The sequence below is a fragment of the Erwinia sp. 009765445 genome (assembly GCF_058137865.1).
Genome location: NZ_JBYUWC010000011.1, coordinates 147,906 through 164,023, shown reverse-complemented (window position 1 = coordinate 164,023; position 16,118 = coordinate 147,906). Strand labels below are relative to the sequence as shown.

General features: G+C 55.1%; 19 protein-coding genes. 14 read left to right on the top strand and 5 right to left on the bottom strand.

Going from position 1 to position 16,118, the window contains the following annotated elements:
- The first annotated feature begins 2 nt into the window (after window positions 1-2).
- Entirely contained in the window at window positions 3-737 is a 735-nt protein-coding gene (rlmB, locus tag AC3Y5R_RS14130) for a 23S rRNA (guanosine(2251)-2'-O)-methyltransferase RlmB (RefSeq protein ID WP_158781184.1), read from the top strand.
- A 38-nt stretch (window positions 738-775) separates the two neighbouring features.
- Here the strand turns inward: rlmB and AC3Y5R_RS14125 are convergent, their stop codons facing one another.
- Complete coding sequence (locus AC3Y5R_RS14125; RefSeq protein WP_489921892.1) at window positions 776-1,648, bottom strand: helix-turn-helix domain-containing protein; 873 nt, start codon at window positions 1,646-1,648, stop codon at window positions 776-778.
- A 174-nt stretch (window positions 1,649-1,822) separates the two neighbouring features.
- Between AC3Y5R_RS14125 and AC3Y5R_RS14120 the strand changes: the two genes are divergently transcribed.
- From AC3Y5R_RS14120 to AC3Y5R_RS14095, 6 genes are read left to right on the top strand one after another with little or no spacing between them, the layout of a single operon-like run.
- The gene (locus tag AC3Y5R_RS14120) at window positions 1,823-3,535 is read left to right on the top strand and encodes a solute:sodium symporter family transporter (RefSeq protein WP_489921868.1); all 1,713 of its coding nucleotides are present in this window, start codon (window positions 1,823-1,825) and stop codon (window positions 3,533-3,535) included.
- A complete protein-coding gene (locus AC3Y5R_RS14115) occupies window positions 3,535-5,034 on the top strand; it encodes a sulfatase-like hydrolase/transferase (RefSeq protein WP_489921867.1) in 1,500 nt (499 codons plus the stop codon). The genes AC3Y5R_RS14120 and AC3Y5R_RS14115 overlap by 1 nt, the downstream gene beginning before the upstream one ends.
- Window positions 5,035-5,078: 44 nt before the next feature.
- The gene (locus AC3Y5R_RS14110) at window positions 5,079-5,426 is read left to right on the top strand and encodes a YidH family protein (protein ID WP_489921866.1); all 348 of its coding nucleotides are present in this window, start codon (window positions 5,079-5,081) and stop codon (window positions 5,424-5,426) included.
- Window positions 5,416-5,769, top strand: coding sequence for a DUF202 domain-containing protein (locus tag AC3Y5R_RS14105; RefSeq protein ID WP_158781193.1), 354 nt, complete (start codon window positions 5,416-5,418; stop codon window positions 5,767-5,769). Before AC3Y5R_RS14110 ends, AC3Y5R_RS14105 begins: the two co-directional genes overlap by 11 nt.
- The gene (locus AC3Y5R_RS14100; protein ID WP_489921865.1) at window positions 5,766-6,941 is read left to right on the top strand and encodes an anaerobic sulfatase maturase; all 1,176 of its coding nucleotides are present in this window, start codon (window positions 5,766-5,768) and stop codon (window positions 6,939-6,941) included. Before AC3Y5R_RS14105 ends, AC3Y5R_RS14100 begins: the two co-directional genes overlap by 4 nt.
- Window positions 6,942-6,987: 46 nt before the next feature.
- Window positions 6,988-8,619, top strand: coding sequence for an isovaleryl-CoA dehydrogenase (locus tag AC3Y5R_RS14095; RefSeq protein ID WP_489921864.1), 1,632 nt, complete (start codon window positions 6,988-6,990; stop codon window positions 8,617-8,619).
- On the opposite strand, the gene bsmA is transcribed toward AC3Y5R_RS14095, so the two are convergent.
- Window positions 8,593-8,919: a biofilm peroxide resistance protein BsmA gene (bsmA, locus tag AC3Y5R_RS14090; protein ID WP_489921863.1), complete on the bottom strand. Its 327-nt coding sequence runs from the start codon at window positions 8,917-8,919 to the stop codon at window positions 8,593-8,595. The genes AC3Y5R_RS14095 and bsmA overlap by 27 nt on opposite strands.
- Window positions 8,920-8,972: 53 nt before the next feature.
- Entirely contained in the window at window positions 8,973-10,907 is a 1,935-nt protein-coding gene (locus AC3Y5R_RS14085; RefSeq protein WP_489921862.1) for a methyl-accepting chemotaxis protein, read from the bottom strand.
- A 173-nt stretch (window positions 10,908-11,080) separates the two neighbouring features.
- Here AC3Y5R_RS14085 and yjfP point away from each other — a divergent pair, with 173 nt between their 5' ends.
- Window positions 11,081-11,830, top strand: a complete 750-nt coding sequence (gene yjfP / locus AC3Y5R_RS14080) for an esterase (RefSeq protein ID WP_489921861.1) — start codon at window positions 11,081-11,083, stop codon at window positions 11,828-11,830.
- Window positions 11,831-11,868: 38 nt separating this feature from the next.
- Here yjfP and AC3Y5R_RS14075 read toward each other — a convergent pair whose 3' ends face one another.
- Window positions 11,869-12,078 (bottom strand): hypothetical protein, encoded by a 210-nt coding sequence (locus AC3Y5R_RS14075; protein ID WP_489921860.1) that lies wholly within the window; start codon window positions 12,076-12,078, stop codon window positions 11,869-11,871.
- 366 nt (window positions 12,079-12,444) lie between these two features.
- Between AC3Y5R_RS14075 and rpsF the strand changes: the two genes are divergently transcribed.
- The 4 genes from rpsF to rplI are packed head-to-tail and all read left to right on the top strand — an operon-like array spanning window position 12,445 to window position 13,888.
- Complete coding sequence (gene rpsF / locus AC3Y5R_RS14070; RefSeq protein ID WP_158781206.1) at window positions 12,445-12,840, top strand: 30S ribosomal protein S6; 396 nt, start codon at window positions 12,445-12,447, stop codon at window positions 12,838-12,840.
- Window positions 12,841-12,846: 6 nt separating this feature from the next.
- Complete coding sequence (gene priB, locus AC3Y5R_RS14065; protein WP_489921891.1) at window positions 12,847-13,164, top strand: primosomal replication protein N; 318 nt, start codon at window positions 12,847-12,849, stop codon at window positions 13,162-13,164.
- A 4-nt stretch (window positions 13,165-13,168) separates the two neighbouring features.
- Window positions 13,169-13,396 carry a 30S ribosomal protein S18 gene (rpsR, locus tag AC3Y5R_RS14060; protein ID WP_002210155.1) on the top strand — a complete coding sequence of 76 codons (228 nt, stop codon included), beginning with the start codon at window positions 13,169-13,171 and terminating at the stop codon, window positions 13,394-13,396.
- 39 nt (window positions 13,397-13,435) lie between these two features.
- On the top strand, window positions 13,436-13,888 hold the full coding sequence (gene rplI / locus AC3Y5R_RS14055) for a 50S ribosomal protein L9 (protein WP_158781208.1): 453 nt from the start codon (window positions 13,436-13,438) through the stop codon (window positions 13,886-13,888).
- A 103-nt stretch (window positions 13,889-13,991) separates the two neighbouring features.
- Here rplI and AC3Y5R_RS14050 read toward each other — a convergent pair whose 3' ends face one another.
- Complete coding sequence (locus tag AC3Y5R_RS14050) at window positions 13,992-14,666, bottom strand: OapA family protein (protein ID WP_489921859.1); 675 nt, start codon at window positions 14,664-14,666, stop codon at window positions 13,992-13,994.
- A 183-nt stretch (window positions 14,667-14,849) separates the two neighbouring features.
- On the opposite strand from AC3Y5R_RS14050, the gene bamJ reads away from it, so the two are divergent.
- Both bamJ and AC3Y5R_RS14040 read left to right on the top strand, forming a co-directional pair.
- Complete coding sequence (gene bamJ, locus AC3Y5R_RS14045) at window positions 14,850-15,470, top strand: BamJ family beta-barrel-assembly machinery protein (protein WP_489921858.1); 621 nt, start codon at window positions 14,850-14,852, stop codon at window positions 15,468-15,470.
- 324 nt (window positions 15,471-15,794) lie between these two features.
- Window positions 15,795-16,085, top strand: coding sequence for a hypothetical protein (locus tag AC3Y5R_RS14040; RefSeq protein WP_489921857.1), 291 nt, complete (start codon window positions 15,795-15,797; stop codon window positions 16,083-16,085).
- Window positions 16,086-16,118 lie beyond the last annotated feature (33 nt).

Genomic DNA, 16,118 nt, shown 5'->3' with positions numbered 1-16,118 from the left:
TAATGAGTGAGATTGTTTTTGGACTTCACGCCGTGCAGGCGCTGCTCGATAGCGACCCGCAGCGCTTTCAGGAAGTGTTCATCCTTAAAGGCCGTGACGACCGTCGTCTGCAGCCGCTGGTGAAGGCGCTGGAAGCCCAGGGGATCGTCATCCAGCTCGCCAGCCGTCAGTGGCTGGACAGCCAGGTGGAAGGAGGCGTGCACCAGGGGATCGTGGCGAAGGTGAAAGCCGGTCGTCAGTATCAGGAAAACGACCTGCCGGACCTGCTGGCCAGCCTGGATTCACCGTTCCTGCTGATCCTGGATGGCGTGACCGACCCGCATAACCTCGGAGCCTGCCTGCGCAGTGCTGATGCTGCTGGTGTCCACGCGGTTATCGTCCCTCGTGACCGTTCTGCGCAACTGAATGCCACGGCGAAAAAGGTCGCCAGTGGTGCAGCCGAGCATGTGCCGCTGATCCGCGTGACTAACCTGGCGCGCACTATGCGCCTGCTGCAGGAAGCAAACATCTGGATCGTGGGCACGGCTGGCGAAGCCGACCATGATGTCTATCAGAGCAAAATGACCGGCCCGATGGCGCTGGTGATGGGTGCGGAAGGGGAAGGCATGCGTCGTCTGACCCGCGAACACTGTGATGAACTGATCAGTATTCCGATGGCGGGCAGCGTCTCCTCGCTGAACGTTTCGGTGGCGACCGGGGTCTGCCTGTTTGAGGCGGTGCGCCAGCGCAAAGCCTGATCCTCTGACCGGCTGCCTCTGGCGGCCGGTCTGCTGCTTTACAGCGCTGACTGACGAAGCGTGATCACGGCGGAAGGGGTATAACCAAACTTCTGTTTAAACGCTTTGCTGAAGTGAAAAGAGTCAAAAAAATTCAGTCTTTCGGCCACCAGACTGACGCTGTACCCTTCCTGCTGCAACAGCGACTGGGCCAGCTCCAGCCTCGCGTCCAGATAATACTCTTTTGGTGATTTACCTGTATATTTCAGAAATAGTTTCCGCAGATATTGTTCGCTACATTCCATCCATTCCGCCATTTCCGTTACGCTCCAGTGTTTTTGTATATCGGCGTGTAGTATCGAGAGCAACTTCTCAATTTTAATTAATTTTGTGGGCTTAATCCCATTTTCTGCAATAAGACAAATCCACTGGTAAATCATTTTAGTCAGAAAGGCCACCGCCAGGTTCTTTTTATTCGAATTTTGATTCCCCAACAGTTCTCCAACTTCCAGCAATTCCTGGTTATAACCGTCACCATTGTGAATAACGGCTTTTTGCCTTAAAGGAATATCCATTGCACAATTCGGTATAAACTCCATCCAGTATTGTTCCCACACCAGCCCTTCGCAGTGATAGGAAAGGATATCGACAGGTTTAAGAAAGATCACACAGTTACCGTTTAGCGTAACCTCCTCGCCGCCGTGCAGCAGGATCTTGCCGCTGCCCTGCAGGGTATAGATCGCCACCCATGAGCTGGCAATCAGCGGCTTCTTTTTATCCTGTGGCCAGAAAACACGATAGGTTTTATCGGCAAGAGTGTGCCAAAGGGAAAGCAGAATAATGCCGCTGGAGATCACATTTTCTTCAAGAACCAGCGGAATATTATAGGTGGTTTCGTTTTTTACATCGGAAAGGGCGTTTTTTCCATTCATTTTATTCTCCCTCCAGTCAATGATGACGCGAACCCAAATGTGAAATTTAGCAAAAAAAATCTCCGTCGGGTAAACAGGATGCATTATCTGTGATTTCAAACCGCCTCGACCCGAGTGCTGCAATATTCCTTTGTGCCGTTATTGCATCGGGACATAATAATCTAAGGGCATGAAATGAATATTCAGCAAATTGTGAGCTTCCTGGCTTTCACCTTTCTGGTGGCGTTTATCACCTGGTGGAAGCTGCGAAAGTCTGACACCCAGTCACAACAGGGGTACTTCCTCGCCGGACGCTCCCTGAAAGCGCCCATTATTGCTGCTTCGCTGATGCTGACCAACCTGTCGACTGAACAGCTGGTTGGTCTGACCGGGCAGGCATACCGCAGCGGGATGTCGGTCATGGCCTGGGAAGTGATCTCCGCTATTCCCCTGATCTTCCTTGCGCTGATCTTTCTGCCCCGCTATCTGCAGCGCGGCATTGCCACCATTCCGCAGTTCATTGAAGAGCGTTATGACAAAACCACCCGCATCATCGTCGACTGCTGCTTTCTGATCGCCACCGGGATCTGTTTTCTGCCGGTAGTGCTTTACTCCGGAGCACTGGCTTTTAACAGTATCTTCCATATCAGTGAAACCTTTGGCATTTCGCAGTCGGACTCGATTTGGACAATGGTGGTGGTACTCGGGCTGTCGGGGATCCTCTACGCGGTCATCGGCGGCATGAAAGCGATTGCTATCGCCGATATGATCAACGGCATCGGCCTGGTGATTGGTGGCCTGATGGTGCCGGTGTTTGGCCTGATGGTGATGGGTGATGGCAGCCTGCTGAAAGGGCTGGATCGCCTGACCACCGACCACAGCGAGATGCTGAATTCGATTGGTGGGGCTAACGATCCGGTGCCGATCGGGGCCGCGCTGACCGGGCTGGTGCTGGTGAACACCTTCTACTGGTGTACCAATCAGGGGATCGTGCAGCGCACGCTCGGCTCGCGCAATCTGGCCGAAGGACAGAAGGGCGCATTGCTGACGGCGGTGCTGAAAATGCTCGATCCGCTGATCCTGGTGCTGCCGGGGATCATCGCCTTCCACCTGTTTCGTGAACTGCCCTCAGCGGACATGGCCTATCCGGCGCTGGTCAACCGGGTAATGCCGCTGCCGCTGATCGGCTTCTTCAGCGCCGTGCTGTTCGGGGCGATTATCAGCGCCTTCTGCGGCTTTCTTAACAGCGCCTCCACGCTGTTCAGCCTTGGCATCTATAACCGCATCATCAATCAGGACGCCTCTTCGGAGAAGCTGGTGAGAGTTGGCCGTCAGTTCGGTCTGGTGGTCACCATGATTTCGGTGCTGGTCGCGCCGTGGATTGCCCACGCGCCCGAAGGACTCTACTCCTGGATGAAGCAGCTGAACGGTATTTATAACGTGCCGCTGGTCACCATCATCATTATGGGCTTCTTCTTTCCGCGTATTCCTGCGGTGGCCGCGAAAGCCGCGCTGCTGTTCGGCATCTGCAGCTATATCGTGATCAACTATCTGGTGGATCTGCATTTCCACTTCCTCTACACGCTGGCATTCACCTTTTGTATCAACGTGGTGCTGATGCTGACCATTGGCTGGCTGTGGCCGCAGGCGGAGCCTTTCCGCTTCCGTGATGCTTTTGCGGTGGATATGACGCCGTGGAAAAACGCCAAAATCGCCTCTGTCGGCGTGCTTTTCGCGATGATTGGCGTCTATTCCGGCTTTGCCCGGTTTGGCGGCTATAACAGCCACCTGCTGACGGTGTTCTGTTATCTGGTGGTGGCGGGTGTGGTGATTTACCTCTTTGTGGACAGCCGACGCCAGCGTCGCGTGGCTTCTGCAGTCCCTCTTTCTGAAGCTAAGGATGACTAATGCAACGTCCCAATATCGTTTTGATCATGACCGATACCCAGGCCACCAATATGGTGGGCTGTTACAGCGGTAAGCCACTGAATACCAATCATATTGATACCCTGGCGGAGGAGGGGATTCGTTTTAACTCGGCTTACACCTGCACGCCAGTCTGTACGCCAGCGCGTGCCGGGCTGTTTACAGGCATTTATGCCAACCAGTCCGGGCCGTGGACCAACAACGTCGCGCCGGGGAAAAACATCAGCACTATGGGGCGCTACTTTAAGGATGCGGGCTATCACACCTGTTTTATCGGCAAGTGGCATCTCGACGGGCATGACTACTTCGGCACCGGCGCCTGCCCGCCGGAGTGGGATGCCGACTACTGGTTTGATGGCGCTAACTACCTGGCGGAGCTGAGCGAGGAGCAAACTGGGCTGTGGCGCAACGGGCTGAACAGCGCGGAAGATATCCGTGCACATAATATTGATGAAACCTTCACCTGGGCCTGGCGGATCAGCAAACGGGCGATCGACTTTGTCCGGCGTCCGGAACGGGAAGAGCAGCCGTTCCTGATGGTGATCTCCTATGATGAGCCGCACCATCCTTTTACCTGCCCGGCTGAGTACATCGACAAGTACGAGGATTTTTATTACGACCTTGGCCCGCGCGCGCAGGACGACCTGCGGAAGAAGCCGGAGCACCATCAGCTCTGGGCAGATGCCATGCCTTCGCCGGTCGGTGAGGATGGCCGCTACCATCACCCGCTCTATTTTGCCTGCAACGATTTCGTCGATGACCAGATTGGTAAGGTCGTGGCGGCATTAACCCCGGAGCAGCGTGAGAACACCTGGCTGGTTTACACCTCCGATCACGGTGAGATGATGGGCGCGCACCAGTTAATCAGCAAAGGGGCCGCGATGTATGACGATATTACCCGCGTGCCGCTGATTGTCTGCCCGCCGACGGGTGAGCAGCCACCGCGTCAGGTGGATACACCTGTCAGCCATATCGACGTGCTGCCAACCCTGATGGCGCTGGCAGGTATTGAGCAGCCCGATATTCTGCCAGGCGGCAACTTCCTGCAGGTGGAAGGGGATCGCGGCGTGATGGTGGAGTTCAACCGTTACGAAATCGAACACGACAGCTTCGGCGGTTTTATTCCGGTGCGCTGCTGGGTCACCTCGCGCTTCAAGCTGGTGATCAACCTTTTCACCAGCGATGAGCTGTACGATCGCGACGCCGATCCGGAGGAGGTCTGTAACCTGATTGACGATCCCCGCTTCGCCACAGAGCGCAATCAGTTGCATGATCAGTTGCTGAATTATATGGAGCGCATCCGCGATCCGTTCCGCTCTTATCAGTGGGCATGTCGTACATGGAGAACAGATGCAGAGCCGCGCTGGATGGGGCCGTTCCGCCCACGTCCGGAGGATGGCTATTCGCCGGTGGTGCGCGACTATGACACCGGGATGCCGACCCAGGGTGTGAAGATGGAAGAGAAAAAACAGAAGTTCTGAGGTTGTCCGGGTCCGACAGCATGGCCCCGAAGCAAGGAGAAAAGATGAATCTGTCACGGATTGGTGAAGCGCCGGATTACCGTTTTTCACTGGCGAATGAGCGGACGTTCCTGGCGTGGATCCGCACGGCTCTGGGGTTTCTGGCCGCCGGAGTGGGGCTGGACCAGTTTGCCCCGGACATTGCCACACCACCGGTTCGTCAGGCGCTGGCACTGCTGCTGTGCCTGTTTGCCGCGCTGCTGGCGGCGATGGGTTACCTGCGCTGGCTGCGCAACGAGCGGGCAATGCGTCTGAAGGAAGATTTGCCTTACACGCGCATACTGCAACTGGTGGCACTGGCGATGGTTGCCGCGGCCGTGGTGCTGACAGGTGTGCTGCTCCATGCCCGCTAAGCGCCACGCCCGGCGACTGGCCGACCCGGGATTGCAGCCGGAAAGAACCTCGCTGGCCTGGTTTCGTACGCTGCTCGGCTGCGGGGTGCTGATGGCCCTGGCGCTGCGGCATCATCGCGAACTTTCCGGCCCGCCGTTCTGGAGCGTGATGGCCGTTCTGATCGGCATCTGGCTGATGCTGTGCGGCTACACCCGGCAGCGTGGAAGAATGGATATTGCGCACGATTTCACCGGCTGGCCAGCCCGGATGGCGAAACTGGGGATTGCCCTTGCTGTGCTGCTGCTGGCACTGCTCTTTTGCTGCCGTCATCTTTTGCAGCTGTTGTCCGGTGGTCTGCGATGAAGGGCTGCCACGTTATGGCGAAACCGGCAGGCTCGCGTTGCAACCTCAGCTGCCACTACTGTTTTTATCTTGATAAGCCTGCGCTGCCGGTGATGGATGACGAAACGCTGCGTCTGTATATCAGCCAGCACATCGCCGCGCAGCCTGGTGAAGAGGTGGCGTTTGCCTGGCAGGGCGGCGAACCCACACTGTGTGGTTTGCCGTTCTTCAAAAAAGTGGTGGCGCTGCAGGCGCGTTATGCAGCAGGAAAGCGCATCCACAATTCTCTGCAGACTAACGGCCTGCTGCTGAATGATGAGTGGTGCGCTTTCCTGCACCAACATCAGTGGCTGGTGGGGTTGTCGCTGGATGGCCCGGCAGAAATGCATGACCGTTATCGGGTGACGCGGCGCGGATTGCCGTCTCATCATCGGGTGATCGCTACCCTTAATCGCCTGCACGAGCATAAGGTCGCCTTTAACCTGATGGTGGTGGTGAACCATCTTAACGGCCAGCAGCCGGAGCAAATGTATGTGTATCTGCGCCAGCTGGGCACGCCGTGGCTGCAGTTTCTTCCGCTGGTGGAGTGGGATGCAGCGGGAAATCTGACGCCGGAATCGGTCACCGCTGAAGTGTGGGGAAGCTTTCTGACTGACGTTTTTATGCGCTGGGGCAGGCAGGATATTGGCCGCATCCATATTCAGCTGTTTGAATCCACGCTGGGGATCTGGAATGGTTTTCCGTCACAGATGTGCGTGCTGAGTGAAACCTGTGGCCATGCTTTTGCGCTGGAAGCGAATGGTGACCTCTACCAGTGTGACCATTTTGTCGGGCCGCAGTGGTTTGTGGGCAATTTGCACCAGACGCCGCTGAGTCAGCTGAATACCAGCCAGCAGGTTATCACATTTGGTATGGACAAAAAGGCGCAGCTGCCAGCGGAATGCCTGACGTGCCGGGAGCGGCCTTTCTGCCACGGTGACTGCCCGAAACACCGGCCACCCGGCGGAAAAAGTGCGCTGTGCGGGGGCTATCGCCGCTTTTTCCGCGAGAGCGCGCCATGGATGGCGATGATGCGTGATTTGATTCGCCGCCGACGCTCGCCAGCCGAACTGATGGGAGCATTTCCGGAACTGACCGACTCGCGGGGACAGGTTGTGATCCCCTGCACAAATTCTCATCAGGGCCAGGCATAACCCTGCCAGGCTCCCATACTTACCCTGAATGTGAAAGGGTGCAGATATGGACTGGAAAACCCACAGCGTATTTAATCAGCCCCGCCCTCTGGCGAACAGCAACCTGTTTCTGTCGGACACGCCGCTGCGCGAAGCAGTGCAGCGCCAGGGCGCAGGTTGGGACAGCAATCTGCTGGCTTCGGTCGGTCAACAGTTGGGGAGCGCTGAGTCGCTGGAGTTAGGGCGTCTGGCGAACAGCAATCCGCCGGAGCTGCTGCGCTTTGATCCCTGCGGCGAACGGCTGGATGACGTGCGCTTTCACCCGGCCTGGCATTTGCTGATGCAGGGCCTGTGCGCCAACCGCGTGCACAACCTTCCCTGGCAGGAACAGCCTCCTCCTGCGGCATTTGTTGCCCGCACCGCCCGCTTTATCCTTCATACTCAGGTTGAGGCGGGCACTCTCTGTCCGGTGACGATGACCTTTGGTGCCATTCCACTGCTGCAAAAGTACCTGCCTGCTGAATTTCGTGACTGGCTGCAGCCGCTGCTTTCCGACCGTTATGACCCACATCTGCAATCCGGCAGCCTTAAGCGCGGCCTGCTGATTGGCATGGGGATGACCGAAAAGCAGGGCGGGACTGACGTGCTGAGCAACACCACGCGGGCAGAACCGGTGGCCGGGCGGGGAAGTGGCGCAGCCTATCGCCTCACCGGCCACAAATGGTTTTTCTCGGTGCCGCAAAGTGATGCTCATCTGGTTCTTGCTCAGGCACAGGGAGGCATTTCCTGCTTCTTTTTGCCGCGGGTATTGCCGGACGGTGAGCGTAATGCCGTCCATATCGAACGGCTGAAAGACAAGCTAGGCAACCGCTCAAATGCCAGCAGCGAGGTCGAATTTTTTGCCGCCACCGGCTGGTTGATCGGCGAAGAGGGAGAGGGCGTCAGGCAGATCCTTAAAATGGGTGGTTACACGCGCTTCGACTGCGCACTGGGCAGCCATGCCATGATGCGGCGGGCATTCTCTGTTGCGCTGTATCATGCTCATCAGCGGCAGGTACTGGGTAAAAACCTGGTCGATCAGCCGCTGATGCGCCAGGTGCTCAGCTCTCAGGCGCTGCTGCTGGAAGGGCAGACGGCAATGCTGTTCCGGCTGGCACGTGCCTGGTCATCGGTGAGTGAGGAAGAGGGGAAAATCTTCAGCCGGTTGTTTACCCCGGCGGCTAAATTCGCCGTTTGCCGGCGAGGTATGGGTTTTGTGGCCGAATCGATGGAAGTGCTCGGCGGCATTGGCTACTGCGAAGAGAGCGAACTGCCGAGGCTGTACCGTGAAATGCCGGTCAACAGCATCTGGGAAGGATCGGGAAACGTGATGTGCCTGGACGTGCTACGGGTGCTGACCCGGCAACCGGGCACTCTGGAGCTGCTGACCAGAGAGTTTGACGTGGTGAAAGGGCAGAACCGGCATTTTGACAGCCGCTGGCGACAGCTAAAGCTGATGTTACGCAAACCGCAGGAGGGGCAGGCGCGTCACCTTTGTGAAACGCTGTTTACTCTTGCCAGCAGCGTGGAGGTGATGACCAGCCTGGAACCGGGGATTGCCGATGCCTGGTGCCGCCAGATGTTGGATCCGCGCGGCGCCAGTACCCTGACGGAAAAAGTCTGTGAGCGGCTGTTACTTCGCGCCGGTGGCGGGAACTGACGGGCCATAGAGGATCGCCGTGGAGTACCAGTTGCCGGGCATTACCGTTTCGCTGACCATCTGGATAACATACCAGGTAGCCCCGGCGGCATTAGCCTTATCGGCGATGGCCCGTTCTGCATCATCAGGCGAGCCGCGCACGGTAACGCTGATGGTTCCCAGCCGGTTGAGGGCCGTACTCTGCGCCCGGGTGATCTCCTGAGCCTTCGGCCCTGCTGGTGGCGGTGGTTCGGGGGTAGTTTTAAACTGGCTGCAGCTTGCAAGCAGCAGAGTGAACAACAAAGGCAGTAACCGGCGCATCATCATGTCTCAGCAGTGGGATAGCTTGAAGTGTAAGCTATCCCGGCTTTTTTTTAAGCTTTTACGGTAAATACCTGTACCAGCTGGGTGAGGTGGCGGCCCTTGCGGCTCAGTTCCTGCGCTGTCTGTTCAGAGTTGCCAATCAGCTCGCTGCTCTGATGGGTAGCATGACCAATCTGGTTCATCGCCAGATTCACCTGGCCAATTCCCGCAGACTGCTCCTTCGAGGCAACGTTGATTTCACTCATCAGCACCTTAACCTGCTCAATCCGGCCGACGATATCCTCCATCGCCTGACGGGTTTGTTCAGACAGGTCATGCCCCTGAACCACTTTACTCAATGAGTTTTCGATCAGGCCATCAATCTCTTTGGCCGCCTGTGCACTGCGCTGAGCCAGCGCCCGCACTTCAGCAGCGACCACCGCAAACCCTTTACCATGCTCACCCGCACGGGCGGCTTCCACCGCGGCATTGAGCGCCAGAATATTGGTCTGGAATGCAATGGATTCAATGACCTGGGTGATGTCGGCGATGCTCTGCGAAGCATTTTTAATGTCGCTCATCGTCACCACGGATTGCGAAACGGTTTCTCCCCCATTCTCTACCGCGCTGGCTGCTTCACCGACCAGCGTCAGCGCCTGCGAAACGTTGGCAGCATTCTGCGCAACGGTGGCACTCAGTTGCTCCATGCTGGCCGAGGTTTCTTCCACGCTGCTGGCCTGCCGGGTGATCTGCTCGCTGATGTTTTCACTGCTCAGCGCGATGGCATCAGTGCCGCTGCTGATATCCTGGGCGGCTTCGCGTACCTCAGAGACAATGCGGTTCAGGCCGTCGCCGATGCCGTTGATGGCCACAATCAGTTGCCCAACCTCATCATGACGGCGAGTGTGCAGCATGGCCTGCAGGTTGCCTGCGGAGTAATGGCGGGCCAGCTCGATGACCTGCTGCAGCGGCCTGCTCAGCCAGATGCGGGTGGTGAGCACAAAGCTCAAAGCGAACAGCAGTACCAGTGCGGCACCCAGCGACAGGAACAGATTGCGCGTATGACGGATTGGAGCCAGCAGGCTGGCTTTATCCACTTCACCCAGGATGATCCAGTCCCAGTCCGGCAGATGTTGCCAGGCCATGATCTGCATTTCACCGCTCTGATCGGGCGCTTCAATCGTACCGCTGTTCTGGCTTAATAACTGCTGCTGCAGCGAGTCCGGCCAGGTGGGCAGCTTGCCTTCTTCGGTGGGATGGAACACAAAATGCCCGCGATTTTTACCTTCGGCATTATTCAGCACGGTGAATCGTCCGCTGTCGCCCAGTGTTTTCGACAGCACCTTATCGCGGATTAATGCATATTGCTTGGTGATGTCGACGCCGACAAACAGAATGGCGATAACGCTGCCGGAGCTGTCTTTAACGGGCTGATACTGAGTGATATAGCGTTTACCAAACAGCATGCTGACACCCTGGTAAATCTCCCCGTTCAGCGCCCGCTTCCAGGCCGGACTGCTGTGATCTAGGCGGGTGCCAATGGCACGTTCACCATCCTGTTTGCGCAGAGAGGTGGAGACACGGACAAAATCATCGCCCATGCGCACAAAGATGGTTGAGATGGCCGCTGTTCTCTGCTGGAAGTCGTCCACCAGCACCTGATCCAGGTTCAGCGTTTTCAGTCCGGCGCGCAGAGTTGGCGTCTGCTCATCGCCCACGGCGATGATTTGCGAGTCATCAAGGGAAAAACGCTTCGGCAAAAAGCTCTGGAACAGCGCTGTATAGTTGGCGACCTCTTCGCTCAGCGTGCTGTTAAACATAGAGGCCATATTGCCAATGCCGCTGACCTGGTTCTCCATGTTTTCCAGCGTCAGCGATTGCAACTGTTTTGCGGCGTTCTGGGTCAGTGCCAGAGTCAGGATCAGGAACAGAATGGCAACGGTTGCCGAGGTGATCACTGACAGCTTGACCCCCAGGCTCCAGCGGCGAAAAGATAAAAGTTTCATTGGCAGGCTCATTATATTTATACGATGGGTTATAACGGTTAACGGCAATGCGGCTGAAACATTTAGTCCTTAATTTTGTGAGCAGGCTAACGATTCTGACCTTAAACTCAGCGTAGTGCGTTGTTAAACCCCTGCTCAGGGGCTGACTCAAATCATAAAATCAGGGAGATACCATGATTGAAATTATCACCGGGACTTTTGCCGATATTGATTGCCTGCAGGCTACTCCGGCCGGTAAACGTCACGATCCTCTGCCAACCATCCTTTTTTATCATGGCTTTACCTCGTCTAAAGAGGTCTATTCCTACTTCGGTGTGGCGCTGGCGCAGGCCGGATTCCGCGCGGTGCTGCCCGATGCCGATCTGCACGGTGCACGCTACAACGGGGAGACCGAATACCGCTTCAGCCATTTCTGGGAAATCCTGCGCAGCAATATTGATGAAGTGCCGCTGCTGGAGGCCGCTCTGCGGGAACAAAACCTGATTGATGGGCGGCGTATTGCGGTGGCGGGTGCCTCAATGGGCGGTATGACCGCACTGGGCGCGATGGCGCGGAACCCCCATTTTGCCAGCGTTGCCTGCATGATGGGATCGGGTTATTTCACCTCGCTGTGCCACACGTTGTTCCCACCGCTGGTGGCGAAAACGCCAGATCAGAAGAAAGAGTTTGCAGAGCGCACGGCCCCGCTGGCTGACTATGATGTCAGCAGCAGACTGGAGAATATTGCCGATCGGCCGCTATTGATCTGGCATGGTGAAGCGGATGAGGTGGTGCCTCTCGCGGAGAGCGTCAGGCTGGAAAAGGCGCTGAGGGAAGCGAAACTCGATACCCATCTGACGTACATCACCGAGAAAGGTATCGGGCATCGCATTACACCGCCTGCGCTGGATGCATTAGTGACTTTCTTTAAACATCATTTATAGCTCTGTTTTGGCGGGGCGAAATTTATTCCGCCAGGCTTCTACAGCTGTTTAGAAAGCTGCTCTGCGGCAGTGGTCGGCACTTTAGTGGCTGACTTATCAATCGGGGACGCGATACGGTTAACAAAGACGTAGCTGTTCGCCGCTTTGCTGGTGTAGCTTTTCACCTGCTGCGCGTTACCAAAATTGCTGGCAAGGGCGGACGTGGAAAGTAAGAGACCGAGTAGAGTGGCGATTGCGATGGTTTTCATGGTTCAACTCCACAATCAGGTAATACATCTGACGCGGACGTCAGGGTCGTGTCATAAGCAACTTCTCTAGTTTAGTCTGCCTTCTGCTAAAAGGTATTAGTAATTCTTGCTCATTTCGAACAGGAAATTTGAACGATATTTCACCTAAGTGGATGATCTTCATCCGTTAGCACGGAATGCTCACCAGAATGGCCCGGAAAATAACAAATAATGTCCCCTCCCCGGTGACTTTGCCTTGTGTTATCCCCCCGACGACAGTATGATTATGCGTCAATTTTTCGGCCGCACAAACATACACGTTCCTTGCTTCCATGGGCCGCGGCTGACCCTGACAGGAGGCTGAATAATCCGTAAGGAGCAAATTCGATGCGTCATTACGAAATCGTATTTATGGTTCATCCTGACCAGAGCGAACAGGTTCCTGGCATGATCGAGCGTTACTCTGCCACCATCACTGGTGCAGAAGGCACGATCCACCGCCTGGAAGACTGGGGCCGCCGTCAGCTGGCTTACCCGATCAACAAACTGCACAAAGCCCACTACGTTCTGCTGAACGTTGAAGCTCCGCAGGAAGCGATCGATGAGCTGGAAACTAACTTCCGCTTCAACGACGCCGTTATCCGCAGCATGGTTATGCGCGTTAAGCACGCGGTAACTGAAGCATCTCCGATGGTTAAAGCGAAAGATGAGCGACGTGACCGTCGTGAAGATTTCTCTAACGAAACCTCTGATGATGCAGATGCTGGGGATTCTGAAGAGTAATTGACCGTGACGGCTAATCGGCTGACGTTGTCTGGCACTGTGTGCAAGACACCGATGCGTAAAGTAAGCCCGTCAGGTATTCCACACTGCCAGTTCGTGCTTGAGCACCGTTCGGAGCAGGTGGAAGCCGGTTTTAGCCGGCAAGCCTGGTGTCGGATGCCGGTGATTATCAGCGGCAAAGCCCATCAGGCCATTACTCAAAGTATAACGGTCGGCACGCCTCTAACCGTTTCAGGTTTTATTAGCAGCCATCAAGGTCGCAATGGACTGAACAAAACGGTGTTGCATGCCGAGCAGATTGAATTGATAGATTCTGGAGACTAGCCAAATGGCACGTTATTTCCGTCGTCGCAAGTTCTGCCGTTTCACAGCGGAAGGCGTTGTTGAGATTGATTACAAAGATATCGCAACGTTGAAAAACTATATTACTGAAAGCGGTAAAATTGTCCCGAGCCGTATTACCGGTACTCGTGCAAAATACCAGCGTCAGCTGGCTCGCTGCATCAAGCGTGCTCGCTACCTGTCCCTGCTGCCATATACCGATCGTCATCAGTAATCGGCCGCTGTCTATTAACGACTTTAAGAGGATAAGGTAATGCAAGTTATTCTGCTTGATAAAGTAGCAAACCTGGGCAGCCTGGGTGATCAGGTTAACGTTAAAGCGGGCTACGCTCGTAACTTCCTGGTTCCACAGGGTAAAGCTGTTCCTGCTACCAAGAAAAACGTTGAGTTCTTCGAAGCACGTCGTGCAGATCTGGAAGCCAAACTGGCTGACGTTCTGTCTGCGGCTAACGCACGCGCTGAGAAAATCAACGCACTGGGCACCGTTACCATCGCGTCTAAAGCAGGCGACGAAGGTAAACTGTTCGGTTCCATCGGTACTCGCGACATCGCTGACGCTGTAACTGCAGCTGGCGTTGAAGTGGCCAAGAGCGAAGTTCGTCTGCCGAACGGCGTTCTGCGTAATACCGGTGAGCATGAAGTGGACTTCCAGGTTCACAGCGAAGTTTTCGCGAAGCTGACTGTAAGCATCGTTTCTGAAGCTTAAGTGCAACAGTAACGAATAAAAACGCCGGCCTCGTGCCGGCGTTTTTGTTTTTGTGCACAGAAAGATTGCCCGATTCATGCGCCCGTGAGCCGCAGGAAAAAACTTACTGTGCGCGGATGAAAGATCCATCCGGCTGGCGGGTAAACAGGATCTGGCCGTTATCGGTATCAACGGTTAACCCGGTCACCACCCCCTGAGCATTCTGCCTGATTTTCACCGCCTGCCCGGTTTGCAGATTGCTGAGCGGCTTGTCATTCCCCTCGACCTGCGCCATCGCGAATACGTCATTTACCGGCAGATTATTGTCGCGGAACAGCTGCGCCAGCGTCTGGCCTGAAGCGATCTGATAGCTCCGCCACTGCCCCTGTGAATCGGCAGACGGCTGAGCGGGCTGTCGGGCGTTGGTGTCCGGCTGGCGGTCACTCAGCTCAGCCTGCATTGGAATGTTGGTTCCCGTTGAGTGTCCGGCGTTCACGGGTCTTGCGGCCTGCTGAGGAGCAGGAGAAGGCCAGAGGAAAGCCAGCAAAATGACCACCACGGCAAGAATGATACCGCGGCGGTGGAAAGGTGGAAGGGGATCCATCCAGCTCACCGAATCCGGCAGATGCCAGATCTGGCTGAACAGTTGCGGTACTCGTGCTGCTGAAGACGCTTTGGGCATGGCGTCATCCTCCTGGCGCGAACCTCGCGCGAATAGTGAGCTTTTACTTAACCGTTGCAACAACCCGTTTAGTGAAAGCGGCTGGCTTTTCCGTCGCCTGCGGGCAAGATGGCCCATGTTGACCTCGATATAAAATATAGCTGATAAACCCTTGTCCGTGCGGAGTTAATTCCGTCATCGGGATCCGGGTATTGTTTCCTTTTGCCGGGGAAAAGTCACCTAAAGAAGATGGCATTTTACGCCCGTTGCCTGCGCTGTTATGCTTCGTCTTCGGTTTTATCAATGATGAAAGGAAAATCCATGACTACCCCTTCTTTTGACAGCGTAGAAGCGCAAGCAAGTTACGGTATCGGTTTACAGGTTGGCCAGCAGCTGCTGGAATCTGGATTGCAGGGTCTGCAGCCAGAAGCATTGCTGGCGGGTCTGCGCGATGCGCTGGAAGGGAACGCTCCGGCAGTACCTGTTGATGTGGTGCACCGTGCGCTGCGCGAAGTCCACGAGCGTGCCGATGCCGTTCGTCGTGAGCGTCAGCAGGAGATGGCCGCTGAAGGTCAGAAATTCCTGGAAGAGAACAGACAGCGTGAAGGCGTGAGCAGCACCGAATCCGGCCTGCAGTTCAGCGTGATTTCTCAGGGTGAAGGCCCAATCCCATCCCGTCAGGATCGCGTTCGTGTTCATTACACTGGCAAGCTGATCGATGGCTCCGTGTTCGACAGCTCTGTACAGCGTGGCGAACCGGCTGAATTCCCGGTCAGTGGCGTCATCCCGGGCTGGATCGAAGCGCTGACGCTGATGCCGGTGGGTTCCAAATGGGAGCTGGTTATTCCTCAGAATCTTGCCTACGGTGAGCGCGGTGCTGGTGCCTCAATTCCCCCTTTCAGTACGTTGATTTTTGAAGTCGAGCTGCTGGAAATTCTGTAAATTCAACCAGCTGGCAGGACGCAGTGGAGAGTGAAACTCCGCTGTTTCTTAAATGTGATACATAATATTTTTGGTATTATGCATCACATTATTAACTCAATGATTTGGATTTAATTAACTGGTATTTATTTATTACAATTTAACTCTTATCTTATCGTAATCTATCGCTTGTTTTTTTAATTAATGCCGTTATTTCGTGGTTAATTCTGATTCCTTTTTTTATATTTAAGATGTGTTTGATTTATCAATTTTTGTGAAATATATTATCTTTGCGGCGAAGGAAGCCGTTTTTTAGGTAATGTATATTTTATAAAGGGAATAATCATGCGTGAATTAAATAATACTGAAATTGAATCTGTAGCAGGTGCCTGGCTTTTTGCTGATATCGGTTCAGCTATCGGTTTTGTTGCCGGCTCACTGATCAACTCAGGTGCCTCTTCAGGCGGCGTGACCATTGATTCAACCACGGCTTCACAGCAGATTGGTTCTGGTATTGGTAAAATTCTGGAACTGAACCTGTCAGGTGCTCTGAGCGACCTGGGACAGGGCGTTATTGGACTGATCAAAGTAGCTTCTGATGCTATCAGCCAGGCTACCGCTACGCCAACAGCGTAATAGCCCGGTCGTTAATATTTTAATAGCTGAATA

What these genes read in the sequence shown, in the direction of transcription:
- rlmB (WP_158781184.1), top strand. Translation starts at nt 3, where the DNA reads ATGAGTGAGATTGTTTTTGGACTTCACGCCGTGCAGGCGCTGCTCGAT.
- AC3Y5R_RS14125 (WP_489921892.1), bottom strand. Translation starts at nt 1,648, where the DNA reads ATGAATGGAAAAAACGCCCTTTCCGATGTAAAAAACGAAACCACCTAT.
- AC3Y5R_RS14120 (WP_489921868.1), top strand. Translation starts at nt 1,823, where the DNA reads ATGAATATTCAGCAAATTGTGAGCTTCCTGGCTTTCACCTTTCTGGTG.
- AC3Y5R_RS14115 (WP_489921867.1), top strand. Translation starts at nt 3,535, where the DNA reads ATGCAACGTCCCAATATCGTTTTGATCATGACCGATACCCAGGCCACC.
- AC3Y5R_RS14110 (WP_489921866.1), top strand. Translation starts at nt 5,079, where the DNA reads ATGAATCTGTCACGGATTGGTGAAGCGCCGGATTACCGTTTTTCACTG.
- AC3Y5R_RS14105 (WP_158781193.1), top strand. Translation starts at nt 5,416, where the DNA reads ATGCCCGCTAAGCGCCACGCCCGGCGACTGGCCGACCCGGGATTGCAG.
- AC3Y5R_RS14100 (WP_489921865.1), top strand. Translation starts at nt 5,766, where the DNA reads ATGAAGGGCTGCCACGTTATGGCGAAACCGGCAGGCTCGCGTTGCAAC.
- AC3Y5R_RS14095 (WP_489921864.1), top strand. Translation starts at nt 6,988, where the DNA reads ATGGACTGGAAAACCCACAGCGTATTTAATCAGCCCCGCCCTCTGGCG.
- bsmA (WP_489921863.1), bottom strand. Translation starts at nt 8,919, where the DNA reads ATGCGCCGGTTACTGCCTTTGTTGTTCACTCTGCTGCTTGCAAGCTGC.
- AC3Y5R_RS14085 (WP_489921862.1), bottom strand. Translation starts at nt 10,907, where the DNA reads ATGAAACTTTTATCTTTTCGCCGCTGGAGCCTGGGGGTCAAGCTGTCA.
- yjfP (WP_489921861.1), top strand. Translation starts at nt 11,081, where the DNA reads ATGATTGAAATTATCACCGGGACTTTTGCCGATATTGATTGCCTGCAG.
- AC3Y5R_RS14075 (WP_489921860.1), bottom strand. Translation starts at nt 12,078, where the DNA reads ATGAAAACCATCGCAATCGCCACTCTACTCGGTCTCTTACTTTCCACG.
- rpsF (WP_158781206.1), top strand. Translation starts at nt 12,445, where the DNA reads ATGCGTCATTACGAAATCGTATTTATGGTTCATCCTGACCAGAGCGAA.
- rpsR (WP_002210155.1), top strand. Translation starts at nt 13,169, where the DNA reads ATGGCACGTTATTTCCGTCGTCGCAAGTTCTGCCGTTTCACAGCGGAA.
- rplI (WP_158781208.1), top strand. Translation starts at nt 13,436, where the DNA reads ATGCAAGTTATTCTGCTTGATAAAGTAGCAAACCTGGGCAGCCTGGGT.
- AC3Y5R_RS14050 (WP_489921859.1), bottom strand. Translation starts at nt 14,666, where the DNA reads ATGGGCCATCTTGCCCGCAGGCGACGGAAAAGCCAGCCGCTTTCACTA.
- bamJ (WP_489921858.1), top strand. Translation starts at nt 14,850, where the DNA reads ATGACTACCCCTTCTTTTGACAGCGTAGAAGCGCAAGCAAGTTACGGT.
- AC3Y5R_RS14040 (WP_489921857.1), top strand. Translation starts at nt 15,795, where the DNA reads ATGCGTGAATTAAATAATACTGAAATTGAATCTGTAGCAGGTGCCTGG.